Consider the following 16,379-nt stretch of genomic DNA (forward strand, 5'->3'; position numbering starts at 1 on the left):
GTTATGGATTCCATTTGTTGGAGAGCGCAGGCCTTACGGTTTTCAGGTCCGGCAGGTTGTCGAGGAAGTTGTCCGGGTAGTAGCCGAAACTGGTCGCGCCCTGACGCTTGAGACGGCCCATCCAGTCCGCCAGATGCGCACCGTCGATGTCGGCCTGATCCTTTTTCGTCCAGTCGCGGGCCTGCAATTCGAATACCGTGCGATCCAGCGCGCCGGGGCGTTTCTTGACCGTGGCCACCAACGCTTCCAGCCACGGGCCAGACTCAGCCTGGGTCTGTTTTTCCATCAGCGGCATGGCCATCGGCGCCGTCCAGTCGTAGGTCGCGAGGAAGTCATCGAGGTTCTGTGCGTACCACTCTTCGCTGTGTGGATTGAGCATCGGCTCGGCGAAAATATTGCGTGCGGTCTGCACCTGCGGGCCACGAATGGCGCGGACTTTGGCGGTCAGCTCGTTGGTGAAGTCGATGAGGTATTTGCTCTTGAAGCGCGTCCAGCGCTGCATCGCGGCCGGGTCATCGCGCAGCGCGGCAATCGAACCCGGCAAACCCTGGGCGGCGTAGGCTTTCAAGGCTTCAGGGCTGGCATCTTCAAAGTCCGACAGCAGCGCATCGTCGTGATAGAGGATGCCGTCGACCGAGGTCAGGCGCGCCACATCCTCGTAGATTTCACCGATGATCCGCCGCACCTCGGGATCGAAGGGCGACAGGCGCTGGTACTGATTCGGGTCCACCGCAGTAGTGCCGGTTTTCGGGTCCCAGCGGGTAACGCGAGGCAGTTTCGAATCGAGGCCGAAACTCAGCACCGGCATCCATGCATACACCTTTACATGAGCGCGGGTGCGCAGTTGCCAGGCAACCCGGTCGAAGATGTCCGCACGTACCGGCAAGTGACGGTTGGGGAAGTACAGCGAGTGCACCAGACCATCGCCCTTCGGGTCGGCGAAGGCTTGTAGGAACACCGTGTTGGCGCCCATGTCGGCCATACGCTGCACCAGCTTGCCGAGGTTGATGTCCTGTTGCGCCGGGTCCGGGTCGTAGACGTTGTCCAGATCGACATGCACCACGCGCATGGGCAGATCCGACTGCACGCCGACGACGCTGTTGGCGAAGTGCTCGCCGTCAGGGTCGGAGGCGACGAGGAAACGTGGGCTGCTCATCAGGTTGTCGAGGGCGTCGAGACCGTCGTCCAGGGTCAGGGCCATTTCATAGCCCTGCTCGCCGACCACGGTCAGCGATGTGCCGTCCGCCGTGCCATACGGCCAGACCCAGACGCGGGGTTTCTTGCCGGTGACCTTGCGGATTTTTTCCGAGATGTTGTTCACGTCGGTGCGGATCCGTGCCTGGAATTCGGCCTCGGATTCATAGCGCTTGGTCAGCGGATCGTAGCGCCGGGTCGCGGCAGCAGGCTGCAGGTTGCCCTGCGGGTTGGCCAGAATGCCTTTGTGGTTGGCGTCGGTGTGCGCGGCGATTTCCACCAGACCGGATTGCGAGATTTCGCGCACCTGATCCCAGGTCAGGAAATCGGAACGTGCGCGCGGGGCACCGGCGAAGTCCACCGGTTGATTGAGCGGCGTATCGATCCAGCTGCCGACCGGCGCCAGCAGCGCGTGCCAGCTATAGGCGCGCAGTACCGGCAGCACACGGGTGTAGAAGCTCGAATAACCGTCGTCGAAACTGAGCAAAATCGCTTTCGCCGGCAGCTCCGGGCCGCCCTTGCGCGCGGCCATGATCTGGTCGACCGTCACCGGTTTGTAGCCGTTTTCGCGCAGCCAGGCGAGCTGCTCGATCATGCGCTCGGTGCGCACCGCCACCACCGCCTGATCGGGGTCACGGTCTTCGACATCGTGATAGGCGATGCCGAGCACGTGGTTTTTCGGCCACGGTTTTTCGCTGGCCGCCAGCGGACGCTCGGACGGCGGCGCGAAGGCCGGAGCTTGCTGGGCGCAAGCGCTGATCAGCAGCGCTCCCAGCAGAAGGATGAAACGCGAAATCAAAGGCATCTTCAAACTCTTCTAGAAGCGGAAAGTGAGGTCGACGAGCAGACGCAAATCGGTCTCCCGATCACCGTCGTAGGGCCGGTTGATCACACTGAACAAACCGCCCACCTCGAACACGTCGTTCCAGGCATAGCGCTGACCGTAACCGAGCAACGCCATGCCGCCGGTGCCGTGATCTCGCTGGCTGTACGTACCTGCGCCGGCTTGGAATTGCTGGCTCCACGAAGTTTCGTAGCGGTGGTAGAGCACGTGATTGACGTTGACCAGCGGCATCACGCTGAAGTCGGATTTGGGGTTGAAGTACGGCACGTCATCGGACTTGGAGTTGTGGCTGGTGCCGACTTCCAGTCCCGCATCGACCTGCACGTTCGGCGCGCTGTAGACGCCCTCGCGACCGGTGAGCAAGGCTTCAACGCGGTTGTTGCCGTCACTGAAGTGCGACGGGCTGACCGACAGGCGCCATTCACGGCTCTCATTGGCGCGCCAGCGGATGAAACCGCTGCCGCCGTTGGCCTTGATGTCGCTGTTGAGCGCGCGCAATGGTGTCTCGGCCGAGAGGTATTCGAGGCTGCCGCCGTACTGCCAGTTGTCGTTGATGTCGCGGGCGATCGCCAGACGCGCGCCTTGTTTGTCGCCGAAACCGTAATCGTGATTGGACACTTCCGCTTCGAGGGTCATGTCGCGGCTGCGCCGCTCCAGGCCAACGCGCTGGAAGCGGTGGTGCCCGGTGCCTTCGGCAAAGTCGCCGGTGGCATACCCGGCCCCGGCGAACACGCGCCAGTCTTCATCGATCGGCGGGCTGTACAGGGTGGTCTGGATGCCGAAATCGCGGCTGCCGCTGACGGCTCCGGCATCGCCACTGCCGCCACCGTTAGCCTTGCCGCCGTAGGCTTCGACGCGCAGCTCGGACATGTCATGCACTTCGCGTTCGCGGGCCAGACGCTGCACCTGGCGGTTATCCGGATAACGTGCGACGACGTCGTCGGTCAGCGCATCCATTTGCCGCCATTCCTGCAGTTCCATGGCGGTGTGGGCCTGGCCAATTTCCAGGCCCATGTCGCGCGGGACCATGCTCTCGGTTTCCTTGAGCTGGTTTTCCGCGCGGCGCGGCCATTGCCGGGCCAGGTACAGATCAGCCTGAGCCAGACGCAGACCAATGTTGCCGGGGGCCTGATCGACCAGAGTCTGCAAGCGTTCCTCGCCGTGCGGCAGGTCGGAACCGTAGGTGCCGGCCTGCGCCGCGAGTTGCTGGGCGTCCATCCATTCATCGTTGGGGTTGCCGATGGGCAGCCCTTTGAGTTCGACACGCGGACGCTGAGACTTGGCGGCGTCCTCGGCGACTTTGCGTGCCTCATCAGCGCGGTCGCTTTCCAGCAACGCGTAGTACAGCGCAGTGGTGTCTTCGAGGCGATCACCGACATCGGCGTCCGGCGCCGCCAGCACTTGGCGATACAGGTCGGTGGCGATTTCCGGTTCACGCTGATCCAGATAAGACGCCGCCACCCAGCGCAGGGCGTAGGTCGGAATCTGCACGCCCTCGGCTTGCAGCTTCTGGTATTCGGTGATGACGTCGGCGGTACGCGCCCGGGCCTTGAGTGCGCCCATGCGGTCGATGCGCCAGCGGGTCACGTCATCCTGAGCGCTGGCGTCCGGCGTCCAGGTGGCGAGCAGTTTGTCGTAATCGGCCAGCGCGCGATCGGCGATGACGTAGCGTTCTTTTTCACTGCGGGTGGCGAGTTCGGCGAGACGCACACGCTCGGCGGCGAGATCGCCTTCGAGGCGACGCAGCGTGACCGGATCAATCAGCCCCGGGCGTTGATTGGCCAGGCGCAGTGCTGGCTCCGGGAGTCGCGCTTTTTGCAAAGCGACCACGTATTCGCGGGCGACTTCCGGTTTGCTGCCGGCGCGTTTGAAGGCTTGATCGTATTCGAACAGGGCGTCGTACTGTTTGCCGGCACGGGTCAACGCGTAGCCCAGCGCCAGACGGCGCGACGGATCATCAGGTTTGGCCGCCACCAGCGCTTTGGCGCGGGTCACCGCTTCGTCGGGTTTGCCGGCGTCAGCCTGAGTCAGGGCAAGGCCCAATTGCAGGTCGGCGTTATCCGGCTCCAGCGCCAAGGCCTTGTTGTAGACCTGAGTGGCTTGATCCCAGCGTTTGAGATTGCGATAGGCGCGGGCGGTGGCGGTCAGCGCCTGCACCGGCAGGACGCGGTCGCGGCCCTGGCTTTCATAGACCTGCACCACTTCAGCGTCGAGTCCGGCCCAACTGGCGATTTGCAGGTGATCGCTGATCTGCCCGGTCGTCGACTGACCGGGTGGCACCTGACGCAACACCGTCAGTGCAGGCGTGTACTGCCCGGCACGGGCGTCGCGCACCATCTGATCGTAGGGTGTGTCGGCAAACGCCAGCGCCGGCCAGAGCAACTGACTGCACAGCGCGACTCGGAACAAAGGGCGTAAACCACGATGTAATACAGGAACATCAATACGCGGCATTCGTCAGCATCCTTACATGGCCAGCCGGGTCGCAATGCCCTCCTTGCCCATTCGTAACGGTGGCCGCCAATGCACATTCAACGGCCAAGCTTAGTCAGGCAGTCTTGCACGCAAGCGTTGACCAGAATCCAGAACACAATAATTGTTCAGAATCGTGCTCCGGAAACGCCGAAAACCCGAACGCCAGACAGCAAAACGCCCGGCGTCTGTGCGATACAGAGGCCGGGCGTTGCTATTAAGAACGCAGAATTACTGCACTTGCGTGACGCCTGCGAACTTGCTCATCAGGAAGCCGACGAACTGCTCAACGGTCATCTTCTGGCCGTTGAATTCGACCTGATTGGCGGCGTAATGCAGCTTGGTCACGACGTTGGTGCCGTCGACGACCGCTAGCTGTGAACCGACCGCCATGCCGGCGAACATGTCGGCCGCTTCCTTGGACTGATCGACGATGGCTTTGGCATCGGTCTGACCGTCGAGTTGCGCCTGCACGCTGAGCAGATCGACCAGCATCGGCTTCGATACCTGAATATTCAGGTCCAGCAATGCGATCAGTTGTTTGCCCAGTTGGTCCGGTGGCAGATCCATCGATTGCGGTTTGGTCAGGTCGATCACCAGATTGGCCTTGCTCTCACCGTTGGCGGTATTGAACGAGAGGTTTTCCAGCGCAAACTGTGGGCCGGCGGCCAGCAGTTTTTGCAGATCGGCTTTGACTTGCGCGTTTTCCGCTTCGGTCAGGTTCAGCTCTGGCGCTGGCAAGCCTTGGGCCGCTGCTTCGGCCGCAGCTTTTTCATAAGGCTGCAGTTTGGTCTGGTAGATCTGCATCAGCGACATGGTCGACGGGATGTCGAGGTTTTTCAGGCTCATGGCCATGTTCGCCGAGCCGACTTTCTTGTCGTTGAGGCTGACTTCACCAATCTTGTAATCGGCGCGACCCGAGGCATTGCTGCCGTTTTCTTCGGTGAGGTTCTTCATTTCGAAGTTCTTCACGCCGAGCACCGATTGCTTGGTGCCGAAGGTGGTTTTGCTATTGGTCAGCACCAGGGTGTTTTCCCCGGTGTAGTAGCCGTAGCTGCTCTTGGCGAGGTTGCTGGCCAGAGTCAGACCGTTGAGTTCGACCTGCACCGGCGCTTGGTCTTCAGCCACGGTGACCAGTTTCAGGTTGTCCATGTAGCCGTCCGCCTTGACCTTCTGCGCTTTGGCATTAGCGGAGATGTTCATGGTCAGGCCGGAAAATTTCAGACTCGATTGCTCATCCAGCGCGGTTTCGAACGGCAGCAGATCGAGGGTGCTGGTGGTGGACTCGTCATAGCCGATGCTGGTCACGCCTTTGAGCGGCGCGGCGCCCTTGGTGGCGGCGAACCACTTCTCGGTGGCCGGGTTCTTTTCCAGCTCATAGTTGCTGGTGGCCATGACCGGCAGCCATTTCAGCGAAACCAGACGCGAGAACGGCAGCGGGCCATGTTCGATGTGGTCTACGAACAGCAGTTCGACCGGCGCATCACCAAACATCTCGCCTTCGCCTTTGAGGCGGTAGTGCGCGGTGCTGGTGAAGGTGTGGCGTTCCAGCGACACCAGCTCCAGCGATGCAGTGCCATTGGAGCCGGCCATGGCGGTTTGCAGCTCTTGGTTGGCGTTGGTGACGGCGTTGTTCAGCACGCCTTCGATCTTGGTCCCGGTGTACCAGGCCCCGCCTGCGCTGATCGCGCCGATGGCAACAACAATTCCGAGGAGCACGCCTGCTGATTTATTCATGAATGACCTGATCGATTTCCGTGGCTGTGAGTGTGGTCGTCTTCCCTGAACCCGTGACCGGGTCGCGGCTCGACTGCGCTGAATTCAGCGGTGGAGATTAGCACTGAGGTGTAGGGAGGTCCCAGTTTTTGCGAGCACCGGATAAACAGTCGCGCCACAAACACTCTGCGAGGAAAACTCTCCGCCACTCAATGAAGCTGCGGAGAGAACATTCATATTCGACGTTCAGTCAGTCCTAGGGGCAGGTCGATCCTCTTTGCTTGTTTGTAGCACTGACACGATGCATCACCTGCGCAACTAATTGCATAACGCCACACAGCAGGCCAATTTCAAACAACTGACGATCAAGGCCCCAAACCAAACCGGCTAGCGACAGCAAAATGAAAATGGACGATAACACGAGCACCAACAGATTAAATTTCGCACCTGCTACCCCGCTAGGCATCAGCAAGTACAAATGCGCAATTACCAACAGGCTCAAAAACATAAACATCTGCAATGCCAAAGGAAAGAACTGTTCGGAGTATTGCCTTACGTTTTCATGTCCTGGAAAAAAGGAAAGAAAAAGGAAGGCGAATGCCAATCCGAAAAACAAACCCACGATAATTGCGCCCGCTACCAGACCCGTGCGCGAAAGTGCCAACGAATAATGCGTGACTACCTTTCTTTGAAGAAAAGCCCGCCCCTTGACTGCAGCAATTAAAGCGGTGAGACCAAGCCCGCAGAGACTCATCCAAAAGAAAATATTCATGGCGACAGGTTCAGTTAAAAATGTTTCATACGCCTTGGGTAAATCTTTCTCAAAATCTATAACAAACCCCCCAAAGAACATAAACAAAAAACCAATCAATAAAAACAACAAAAAACTTTCACGAATACTCGAAAACCCAATCACTTCCAACGTTTTATTACTGGCCATGCCGTACCACTCCATTTAAGTCCACCCAAGAAATCCAGCCCTCTTGAAATGGCAGAGAACAATTTCCCTTGACCTACTAAACGGCAAATTTCGCGAAAGCTTTAGGCCTATTGAAAAATATTCAGCACCTCCCATTCCCTGCGCCAGCGCACGAATGACAGTATCAACCTACGTATTTTTACGTCTGAGACTTCGCAATCATCATGACTACAAAATACTTTCTGCCATTCACGAGTACTGAACTTCGATCTCATCCAGTTGATGATCAAAGCTTTTCAGCCGGGCGGTCCAGGTGTACACCAGCACTTCAAAATCCCGATCGATCACCGCCCCGCCCGGCCCGTCCGCGCGCGGATCGCAGAAATCCAGTTGATAACGCTCGCGGGCCATGGCCGTGGCGACATCAGACAACTCCCGGGCGTTGTTCAACCAATGCCAGCCCTCGTCGGCAATCTGCTTGTCGAGTTCCAGACACTGCTTTTTCAGCGCTTCGAGACTTTTTTCCAGCGGCGTGCCGGTGAGTTCGCCCATGACTTCGGCGAAGGTGCGCCCCGGTTGCCAGTAACTGCCCCAGAAATACCGGTCGAACACGGTTTCGACCCGGCGCAGGGCGACTTTGGTATCCCAGATCAGCACCAGGGTCTTGCCCTGTTCAAGCTGCCGTTTCTTGACCCGCTGCACCTGGAGCGACGCCCAGGCGACCACGACGATTGCCATGACCGCAATCAGCGCGACGGCGCTGTCGAGGAAGACCATGGCCTTGTCGATCTGGTGGGCCAGCATGATGCCGTAGAAATAGGTGGCCGAGAGCAGCACCAGCGCTGCGAGGGCGCACCAGAAGCCGAGAGCGTAAGGGTTTTTCATTATTGGTTTCCCCTAGACCAGCGCTAGCAATGTGCGCTGAAGGAGCGCTTTGCACGGGGCGCCCCTTCAACACTTCAAAGCATAGCAACGGCCTCAGGGTTTGCTGGCGGTTGGAGCGTGCGTTCGTCCGCTTTCCCAGCCGCCGCCCAAGGCGAGGAACAAATCGATCTGGCTCATCGCAACCTGGGTGTTGGCGGCGGCCAGTTGCGCGGTGACATCGGTGTAGGTGCGCGTTGCTTGCAGATCAGCGAGGAACGACTCGCGGCCGGCCTGGAAGAAGCGGTGGGTCTGGTCCGCTGCGAGTTTCGCCGATTGCTCGGCATCGGCCAGCGCATCGCGACGTTGCAGCAGTGCGCTGTATTGAGCCAGACCGGTCTGGGTTTCGCGAATGGCGTTGAGCACCACGCCGTCGAAGTGCGCCAGTGCGCCTTGGGTCGCCGCTTCTGCCTCGCGAATTCGCGCACGGGCGCCGTTGGTCGGCACCTTCCAGCTCAGCGACGGGCCAAAGCCCCAGCGGTTGGTCGACGGATCACCCAAGTCATCGATGAGACCAACAGTGCCGATGGTCGCGCCGATACTGATGTCCGGATACAACTCGCCCGTGGCGACGCCGATCCCGGCGGTCGAAGCGGCCAGACGACGTTCGGCCTGGCGAATGTCCGGGCGACGTTTGAGCAGCGCAGCGCCATCGCCGACCGGCACCAATTGGGCGATTTTCGGCAACTCGGCGCAGGTCGCGGTGCCGGCGGGCAACTGATCAACCGGTTTCGCCAGCAACATCGACAAACGGAACAGCCCGGCCTGACGCGCGGCTTCATAACGCGGCAAGTCGGCGCGCAGGGATTTGAACTGGGTTTGCGAACGGGTGACCTGGGTTTCGTCACCACGACCGGCGTCACGCAGTCGCTGGATCAGCGTGGTGCTTTGCGATTGCAGGTCCAGGGAATGCTCGGCGATTTCCCGTTCTTCATTGGCCGCGCAGACTTGGGTGTAAGCACGCACGACGTCTGCCACCAAGGTGATCCGCGCCGTGTCTGCCGCAGCCTGGGTCGCGTCGGCATTGGCCTTCGCGCCCTCGATGCCTCGCTGTAAGGTGCCCCACAGATCGAACTGATAAGAAGCGCTGATGCCGATGTCGCCGACGTTATCGACCGGGACTTTTTCCGGCAGCAAGAATGCCTGACCAGACTCTTGCAAACGCTGCGCGCCCATCTTCACACCTGCGCTCCAGCCGCCCGCTGCTTCGGCCTCATCGACCTGAGCTCGAGCCCGTTGCAGGTTCGCCGCCGCGACGCGCAAATCGGTGTTGGAGGCCATGGCCTGCTGCACCAGTTGATCCAGCCGCGCATCCTTATAAAGACGCCACCAATCCACCGGCACCGGCGCCGAGACCACCGGTTTTCCGGCAACCGCCAGTTCGCCCTGAAAATCCTTGCGCTGCACCGCCGCATCCTCAGGCACCTGATAATCCGGCCCGACCATCTGACAGGCCGAGAGCATCACGCCCAGCCCGGCGATCATCAGCGCCCGGTTCATTGCACGGGCTCCTGCTTGCGGTCGTCGGCTTTCTGATCGTCGATGATCGAAACGGTGGCAGTGCGCCCGGCGATCATGCGGAAATCTGCCGGCACATCATCAAAGGCAATCCGCACCGGAATCCGCTGCGCCAGCCGCACCCAGCTGAATGCCGGGTTAACGTTCGGCAGCAAGTTGCTGCCGCTGCTGCGGTCGCGGTCTTCGATACCGGCGACGATGCTTTCAACATGCCCACGCAGTTTGGCGCGGTCGCCGATCACACGGATGTCCACCGACTGGCCGACATGAATGCCGTCGAGTTTGGTCTCTTCGAAATAGCCGTCGATGTGGAACGAGTTGCTGTCGACCACCGACAACACCGGACGCCCGGCCGTGACGAACTCCTGCGGACGCGGCGCGCGGTCGTTGACGTAGCCGTCGACCGGACTGCGGATCACCGAACGGTCGAGGTTGAGCTGGGCACTGTCCACCGCAACCGTGGCTTCGGCAAGTGCCGATTGCGCACGAGCGACCTTCGACTGGCTTTCTTCCAGTTGCTCGGCAGGTACCAGATTGCCGAGGCCACGGTTACGCTTGGCTTCACGCTGGGCCTGAGCGAGGGTTTCTTCGCGATCAGCGACAGTGGCTTTGGCCTGACGCAGGGCCAGTTTGAAACGGTCCTGGTCGATGCTGAACAGCACCTGGCCGCGCTTGATCAACTGGTTGTCTTTCACTTCAACCTGTTGAATCAGTCCGGACACGTCCGGAGCAATCTGGATGATGTCAGCGCGAATGTGGCCGTCACGGGTCCATGGCGCAAACATGTAATACATCACCATGCGCCAGACGAGGACAACGGCAAAAGTCACGATCAGCAGGGTCAGTACCACGCGACCGATGGTCAAAAACGGTTTTTTCATGTCATCAGGTATCGACTGAGTGAGTCCACGCCGTACAGCAGTACCGCGTAGAGGGCCACGTTGAACAATGCCCGGTGCCAGACCAGACGGTAAAAGTGCACGCGCGTAAGCACGGCATGCACCAGCAAAAACAGCACATAAGTGATGCCCATCAACACCAGCAGGGTCGGCAGGAAAATGCCGCTGATGTCCAGATCACCGATCATAGGGGCGCTCCATCGGGCAGCGGTTCTTCGGAGTCGGCACTGGAGACGAATTCGACGCCGGGCAACAAAGCCAGACGCAAACCGCTCAAGGCGTGCAACAGGTTCAGACGGGTTTCATCGTCGCCGTGGCCATTGAGTGCGCGACGAGTGCGATCGAGGGTCATCAACAACGGCGCTGGCGCCGGCAAGCGTTCGCCGGCCTTGAGGCAGGCGCGGAAATACTCGCCGACCTCGCTGACCACTTGCTGCAACAGCGCGTTCGGCGCGCCGGTCACCCGTGGGGTGTAGGCGAGCAAATCGAGCAGGTTCAGGCCCACCCGCACTTCGCGCATGGCAATGCCGGTGTCCTGGCCGGTGAGGGCCAGACGCGGCAAGTGCTGCATCAGTCGATCGAGCAACTGCACGCCCAATTTGCGGTGTTCGGCAAGGTTGGCCGGTTCGGTCATGTGGACGATGTCTTTCCAACTGAAGCGGGTCAGGCGTTTGGCCGCCAGTTCGGCGCCGAACGGGCGTGCGACCAGCGTCCAGATAAACGCGAACAACAGCCCTAACGGACCCGCCAGGTTGGAGTTCACGAAGGCAAAAAAGTCCGCGTCGTAAGCCCCCTGAATACTGATGAATGAGGAAGTGTTAACCAGCGTCAGCAGCATGCCGAGGAAGAACCGCGGCTGTACCGTCAGGGTGCCGACGCAGATGAACGGGATGGAAAACGCCAGCACCAGCATCGGGAAGTCATGCAGGTTGGGCAGAATCAGAAACAGATAAAGGCTGGCGAACAATACCGACATGCCGGTCCAGAAAAAGAACCGGTAAATCTGCGGTGCCGGATCGTCCATCGAGGCGAAAAAGCTACAGGCCACCGCGGCGAGAATCACCGCGCTGCCGCCGTCCGGCCAGCCGAGCAGAATCCACAGCACCGAGGCGGTAATGATCGCCAGAACGGTCGAGGCCGCCGAGTAGAGCATCAGCCCACGATCAATGAACGGCGTCAGACGACCGAGGCGCCAGTGACGGTAGACCGCGCGCCAGCTGTCCTGGCGCTCGCAGAGAATCGCGTCCTGCAGACTGCGGCAGTCCTGCCATAAATCGATGAATTCGCCGAGGCGATAAATCGAGTTGGAGAACAGCAGTTGTTTGCGGTCTTGCAGTGCTTCGGCACTCGGTTGCAGGGCTTCGAGCTGATCTTTCAGCGCTTGCCAGCGCTCGAGATCGGCGTCCTGATGAGCGAGCCATTCGCGGGTTGCGGCCAGCAGCGGTGCGAACTTTTCCACCAGTTCCGGCGTGCGCCGTTCGAGGGCATAGAGCGAATCTTCCAGCGCATCGATCACCGGTAATAGATGAATCATTCGCCCGCGCAGTTCTTTGGTGTTGCGCACGGTTTGCGGTAGTGCGCCTTCGTGGGGCAACTGGCCGATCATCAATTCGAGACTGTTGAAGTTGGCAACCATGGCCATGCGCAGGGCGGTGACTTCTTCGGGCTGTACGTCGCGGCTGAGGAATTTCAGGCTATAGGTCGTTGCATCGGCGAACCACTTGCTCACCGCGTCGTTGAATACGGGCGCCAGACGGCGCGGCCAGAACATCGCGCCGACCACGGCGGCAACGGCGATGCCGAGGAAAATCTCTTCGGTGCGCGCCTCCGCCACGTCCCACACCGCCAGCGGGTTATCCACCACCGGCAAGGCAATCAGCGGCAGGGTGTAACCGGCGAGCATCAATGCATAGTTGTTGGCCGTGCGCAGTTGCAGGGACAGGAACAACAAAATGCCCGTCCACAGCGCGATGACTACCACCAGCACGTAAGGGCTCTGCACGAACATCGGCACGAAAAAAACCGCCGCAGCGGCTCCGAGAAAAGTCCCGATGGCGCGGTATAAGGCCTTGGAACTGGTCGGCCCGAGAAACGGGCTTGAGACGATATACACCGTGGCCATTGCCCAATACGGACGCGGCATTTGCATGAGCAAGGCGATGTACAGCGCGATCATCGACGCTGCAAACGTACGGACCCCATAGAACCAGTCGCGGGCCGGCGGAATGCCGGAGAAAAAACCGTTCAAGAATTAACCACCCATGGCGGGTTGGCCGCCTCAAAAGCTCTGAGTACCCGAAGCGTAGCTTCCAGATCGCTTTGCTCGATGCCTTCGAGCACCTCGTGACGCAAGCGCACCAGTTCGATCTCCACCGCTTGCACCAGTTCACGACCGGTGTCGGTCAGGCTCAGGCATTTGGCGCGGCGATCCTGGGCATCTTCGGTGCGGCAGACGTAGCCGGAATGACACAACTGATCGAGCAGACGCACCAGCGACGGACTCTCCATCCCGGCCGCCTGCGCCACCTGCACCTGGCGCACGCCCTCGCCCAAACGGCCGATCATCAACAGCGGCACGGCGCAGGCTTCGGAGATTCCATAGTTGACCAGCGTGGTCTGGCAGATCTTCCGCCAATGCCTGGCGGCCACCACCATGGCACTGCTGATGTTCATCTGGAGAGCGTCGAGATCGTTCGGCAAGGGGAAATGCACACTGTTAGTTTGCTAACTATCAATATCGCATTGGAGGGGAATTTCAGTCAAGTTTTGAAACAAATTGCCTGTTCAGGGTTAGCCTACCGAATCGAAATCACCCGCTATCTGCTCAATGAAATCGAAAACCTCCTCCGGCACGCTGAACTGGAACTGCTTACGTCGATGCTTTGAAACTTTGTCACCGTTGTCCAGACACATCATTACCAGTTTCGAGAGGTCGCTCCCCCGTACGTCAAAACGCTCATTCACCTCTTTGATGACGTAGTCGTATTTTTCAAGAAACTCGGTCTCCTCGCGCAGCTCCACTTCCAATGCTCGCAAGGCCATCTGCAAGGTAAATTCTGCACATTGAGTACCGTCCCAGAATCGATAGATTGAGTCGTGCCCAATAAAATCGAAAGCCATCTGATCAGCGTCCAGCCAAGTGACATTCCAGAACTCTCTTGCTGGTTTCGAGAACTCCTTTAACGCTTCGAGATAGCCAGACTCTTCGTGTTTCATCGCTACGGAAACCGGTAACAACAAACCATTTTTTAGAGCGCCAGAGTGGCAAAGCGTCTGGTGAATCAGGAAACGTGAAAGTCGACCATTGCCATCCATGAACGGGTGAAGAAAGACAAACCCGAAAGCCACAACCGCTGCAGCTATCAACGGATCAACCTGCTTGGCTGAGTGATTGGCAAAACTCATCAACTCGTCCATCAACTCCCTGCACAATTGCGGTGGAGGCGGGACATAGCTGACGCCAGCTGCGCCTCTCAAGCCGTTGTGTAAATGGTTCTGTTCATGACGGAAAAGCACAGCTTTATCGAAAGGATTGGAAACCGTACTGTTCTGCAACTCGACCAAATAGTCTTCGCTCAACTCTGTTCGCTCATGGGCTTGGCGGAGAAGCCGAACAAAACGGCGCGACTTTTCTTCGTTGGGCTCTTCTTTCTCAATGGCGAAAGAATCGCGGGTCTCATGCAGATAGGCCCAATTGATTGCCCGATCCATCATTTCCGGCGGCAACGTCGCCATAAAAGCCTGGGCTCGACCAAGGATGTCCAGATCAAGCAGCGCCTGCAGCTCCGTCGTACGCTCGACTGTGGCGCAATAACGCATTGACCCCAACCCGTTAAAATCTACCCGCCAACGACTATTTCGAATTGCAGGCCCGGTGACATAACGCTTGGGATCAAACAAAGCGACAACGTTGCCCCGAACCGGTACAGAATATTCCAGCTGTTTGCCCGTGAAACTTTCCCAAAGAAAACAGGCCTTGCGGATAAATACCCCGTTAGGTGATCGGCTCAACTCACCTAGCAACTCGTCCGCTTCAACGGTTTCAAGCGCCTGAGCAAGAATGCACAGGTTTATTCCCTCATGCTTCAGAGCAAACAAGATGTGCTCAAGTGTCGAACCCTGTGCCGGCGCGACGCCGTTTGGAACCGCTAGACACTCACCGATCAAGGTAATCCGGGTAACCGGTTTGATCATCGCAATGCGCTTGGGGGCAAATGCATTAAGCTTCAGCGCATCACGCAGGTGGGCATATCCAACAGTTGGCATCGTCATCGTCCACATAAAAAATTCACTGCGACGATTAAAGACCAGTTTTTTTTACATCGCGCATGTTTTTTTTACATTTCAGCCTTTTCCTACAATTTTTTTTACACACTTCTGCCCTTTCGCAACAACACATCCAACTGATCCACCACCTCCGCCCAGTCGGCGTCATCCAGAATCTCGTCCCGTAAAAACTCCGCTTGGCTCTTCGTCCAGAAAAACGCATCAGCCAAACGCAGGTCGGGTTTGAGCGGGGAATGGGTGGCGATGAATTTGTCGATGCTGGTCGGGTCGTTGTCCAGGCCGAGTTGTTTGAACAGGGATGGGAGAGTGTGGGTTGGTTGCTCCATTACTGAGTTCCTTCAAAAACGGGGTGTGTGGAAGATTATTCGCGAGCAGGCTCGCTCCCACAGGGGAATGCGATCAACCTGCTCGCGAAGGCGTCAGTGCCGGCACCACAAAACCTAATCACTCAACTCCCGCACCTCGGCATGCGGCACCATTTTCAGAAACTCCGGCATGCTCATGTGCAGCAGATAGTTGTGGTTGCCCGCCTCCAGATAAATATCCTTCTGCCGCGTCAGCAACGGGTCGATGACCATGTCCAGCCCGTAGGAATCACCCAGCGGCGGCACCGCGCCGCGCTCACAGTCATCGAAGATGTGCGCCAGATTGCTTTCGCGGGTCAGTTGCCATTCGCCGCTGGTGCGTACCTTGCTCAGGTCCAGATGACGACTGGCCGGCAGCACGGCCATCAGGTAATGCCCGTGGTGGTCGTCGAGGATGATCGATTTGGCCACGCGCTCGGCGGGCACCCCGGCGACCCGTGCGGTTTCCAGGCTGCTGGACGAGTGTCGATGGGCGACGATGTCGTATTCGCAGTGCGCCCGGTTCAGGCTGCTCTGCACCTTTCTTGCCATACGCATGATGCACCTCGGTGTTGCGCTGAACGGTGGTTGCCGTGTCTTTGAGTCTAGTTCGGCGGGTGTCTGGCGCAGGGAAATCCGCTCACCGGACATATCTGCACATTGATCAAAATTCATACAGGACAACCCTCAACTAGACTGAAAGAACCAGCCCATGACGCTCGCGGAGGGTCACGTGAACAGCCGATGTTGTGCGCTTGCCTTGCTCCTGCTGATCAGCGGTTCAGCCCTGGCTGCCGACACCCCGTTGCCGCCGATGAGTCCGGCCGGTTTGTGGCTGATTACCTTGGGCATCGTCTTTCTGATCGCCGAAGCGGCGCTGCCCAATTACGGAGTGATCGGGCTGGGCGGCATCATCATGTTCGTCATCGGCGCGCTGATCCTCGGCAACGCCGAACTGCCGGTGCCGATGATGATCGGCCTCGGTCTGATCAGCGCCCTGCTGTTGATCGGACTGCTGATCCGCGCCCTGAAAACCCGCCCGCGCCACGACGTCAGTGGCGACGCTGGCCTGCTCGGCAGCGTGACCGCGATCACCACAGTGCAACCGGGCGATGCCCGCAATGGTTGGGTGCAACTGCAAGGTGAGCGCTGGCAAGTGCTCAGCGCCACCCCGCTGCAAACCGGGCAATCGGTGCGCGTGGTGGGGCGCAAGGGATTGTTGCTGCAAGTGGCCGCGACTGACGCGGCACCGCTCGGAGAGTGAT

Annotated in this window: 14 protein-coding genes; 1 reads left to right on the top strand and 13 read right to left on the bottom strand. The window is 59.2% G+C overall.

Annotated elements, in window-relative coordinates:
• Position 1: 1 nt before the first annotated feature.
• From pgaB to M5G26_RS04490, 13 genes are all read right to left on the bottom strand, one after another.
• Entirely contained in the window at positions 2-1,999 is a 1,998-nt protein-coding gene (gene pgaB, locus M5G26_RS04430) for a poly-beta-1,6-N-acetyl-D-glucosamine N-deacetylase PgaB (protein WP_273914539.1), read from the bottom strand.
• Positions 2,000-2,011: 12 nt separating this feature from the next.
• Positions 2,012-4,492, bottom strand: a complete 2,481-nt coding sequence (gene pgaA, locus M5G26_RS04435) for a poly-beta-1,6 N-acetyl-D-glucosamine export porin PgaA (RefSeq protein WP_273914540.1) — start codon at positions 4,490-4,492, stop codon at positions 2,012-2,014.
• Positions 4,493-4,741: 249 nt separating this feature from the next.
• Entirely contained in the window at positions 4,742-6,247 is a 1,506-nt protein-coding gene (locus M5G26_RS04440; RefSeq protein ID WP_038367300.1) for a YdgA family protein, read from the bottom strand.
• A 235-nt stretch (positions 6,248-6,482) separates the two neighbouring features.
• Positions 6,483-7,166, bottom strand: a complete 684-nt coding sequence (locus tag M5G26_RS04445) for a hypothetical protein (protein ID WP_273914541.1) — start codon at positions 7,164-7,166, stop codon at positions 6,483-6,485.
• A 228-nt stretch (positions 7,167-7,394) separates the two neighbouring features.
• Positions 7,395-8,030, bottom strand: a complete 636-nt coding sequence (locus M5G26_RS04450) for an NADH:ubiquinone oxidoreductase subunit N (protein WP_273914542.1) — start codon at positions 8,028-8,030, stop codon at positions 7,395-7,397.
• A gap of 93 nt (positions 8,031-8,123) precedes the next feature.
• Positions 8,124-9,566 (bottom strand): efflux transporter outer membrane subunit, encoded by a 1,443-nt coding sequence (locus M5G26_RS04455; RefSeq protein WP_273914544.1) that lies wholly within the window; start codon positions 9,564-9,566, stop codon positions 8,124-8,126.
• Positions 9,563-10,465 carry an efflux RND transporter periplasmic adaptor subunit gene (locus M5G26_RS04460; RefSeq protein ID WP_273914545.1) on the bottom strand — a complete coding sequence of 301 codons (903 nt, stop codon included), beginning with the start codon at positions 10,463-10,465 and terminating at the stop codon, positions 9,563-9,565. The genes M5G26_RS04455 and M5G26_RS04460 overlap by 4 nt, the downstream gene beginning before the upstream one ends.
• Positions 10,462-10,671 (bottom strand): DUF1656 domain-containing protein, encoded by a 210-nt coding sequence (locus M5G26_RS04465; RefSeq protein ID WP_007917703.1) that lies wholly within the window; start codon positions 10,669-10,671, stop codon positions 10,462-10,464. The genes M5G26_RS04460 and M5G26_RS04465 overlap by 4 nt, the downstream gene beginning before the upstream one ends.
• A complete protein-coding gene (locus M5G26_RS04470) occupies positions 10,668-12,731 on the bottom strand; it encodes an FUSC family protein (protein ID WP_273914547.1) in 2,064 nt (687 codons plus the stop codon). The genes M5G26_RS04465 and M5G26_RS04470 overlap by 4 nt, the downstream gene beginning before the upstream one ends.
• Positions 12,728-13,156, bottom strand: a complete 429-nt coding sequence (locus tag M5G26_RS04475; RefSeq protein WP_038367319.1) for a MarR family winged helix-turn-helix transcriptional regulator — start codon at positions 13,154-13,156, stop codon at positions 12,728-12,730. Before M5G26_RS04475 ends, M5G26_RS04470 begins: the two co-directional genes overlap by 4 nt.
• Positions 13,157-13,273: 117 nt before the next feature.
• Positions 13,274-14,764 carry a Fic family protein gene (locus M5G26_RS04480; RefSeq protein WP_273914548.1) on the bottom strand — a complete coding sequence of 497 codons (1,491 nt, stop codon included), beginning with the start codon at positions 14,762-14,764 and terminating at the stop codon, positions 13,274-13,276.
• Between the two features lie 86 nt (positions 14,765-14,850).
• Positions 14,851-15,096: a DUF2789 domain-containing protein gene (locus M5G26_RS04485; protein ID WP_273914549.1), complete on the bottom strand. Its 246-nt coding sequence runs from the start codon at positions 15,094-15,096 to the stop codon at positions 14,851-14,853.
• Between the two features lie 114 nt (positions 15,097-15,210).
• A complete protein-coding gene (locus M5G26_RS04490; protein WP_093440296.1) occupies positions 15,211-15,672 on the bottom strand; it encodes an aminoacyl-tRNA deacylase in 462 nt (153 codons plus the stop codon).
• A gap of 175 nt (positions 15,673-15,847) precedes the next feature.
• On the opposite strand from M5G26_RS04490, the gene M5G26_RS04495 reads away from it, so the two are divergent.
• Positions 15,848-16,378 (top strand): NfeD family protein, encoded by a 531-nt coding sequence (locus M5G26_RS04495; protein WP_273914550.1) that lies wholly within the window; start codon positions 15,848-15,850, stop codon positions 16,376-16,378.
• Position 16,379: the final 1 nt, after the last annotated feature.

Source organism: Pseudomonas sp. TNT2022 ID642 (genome assembly GCF_028656995.1).
Taxonomy (GTDB): domain Bacteria; phylum Pseudomonadota; class Gammaproteobacteria; order Pseudomonadales; family Pseudomonadaceae; genus Aquipseudomonas.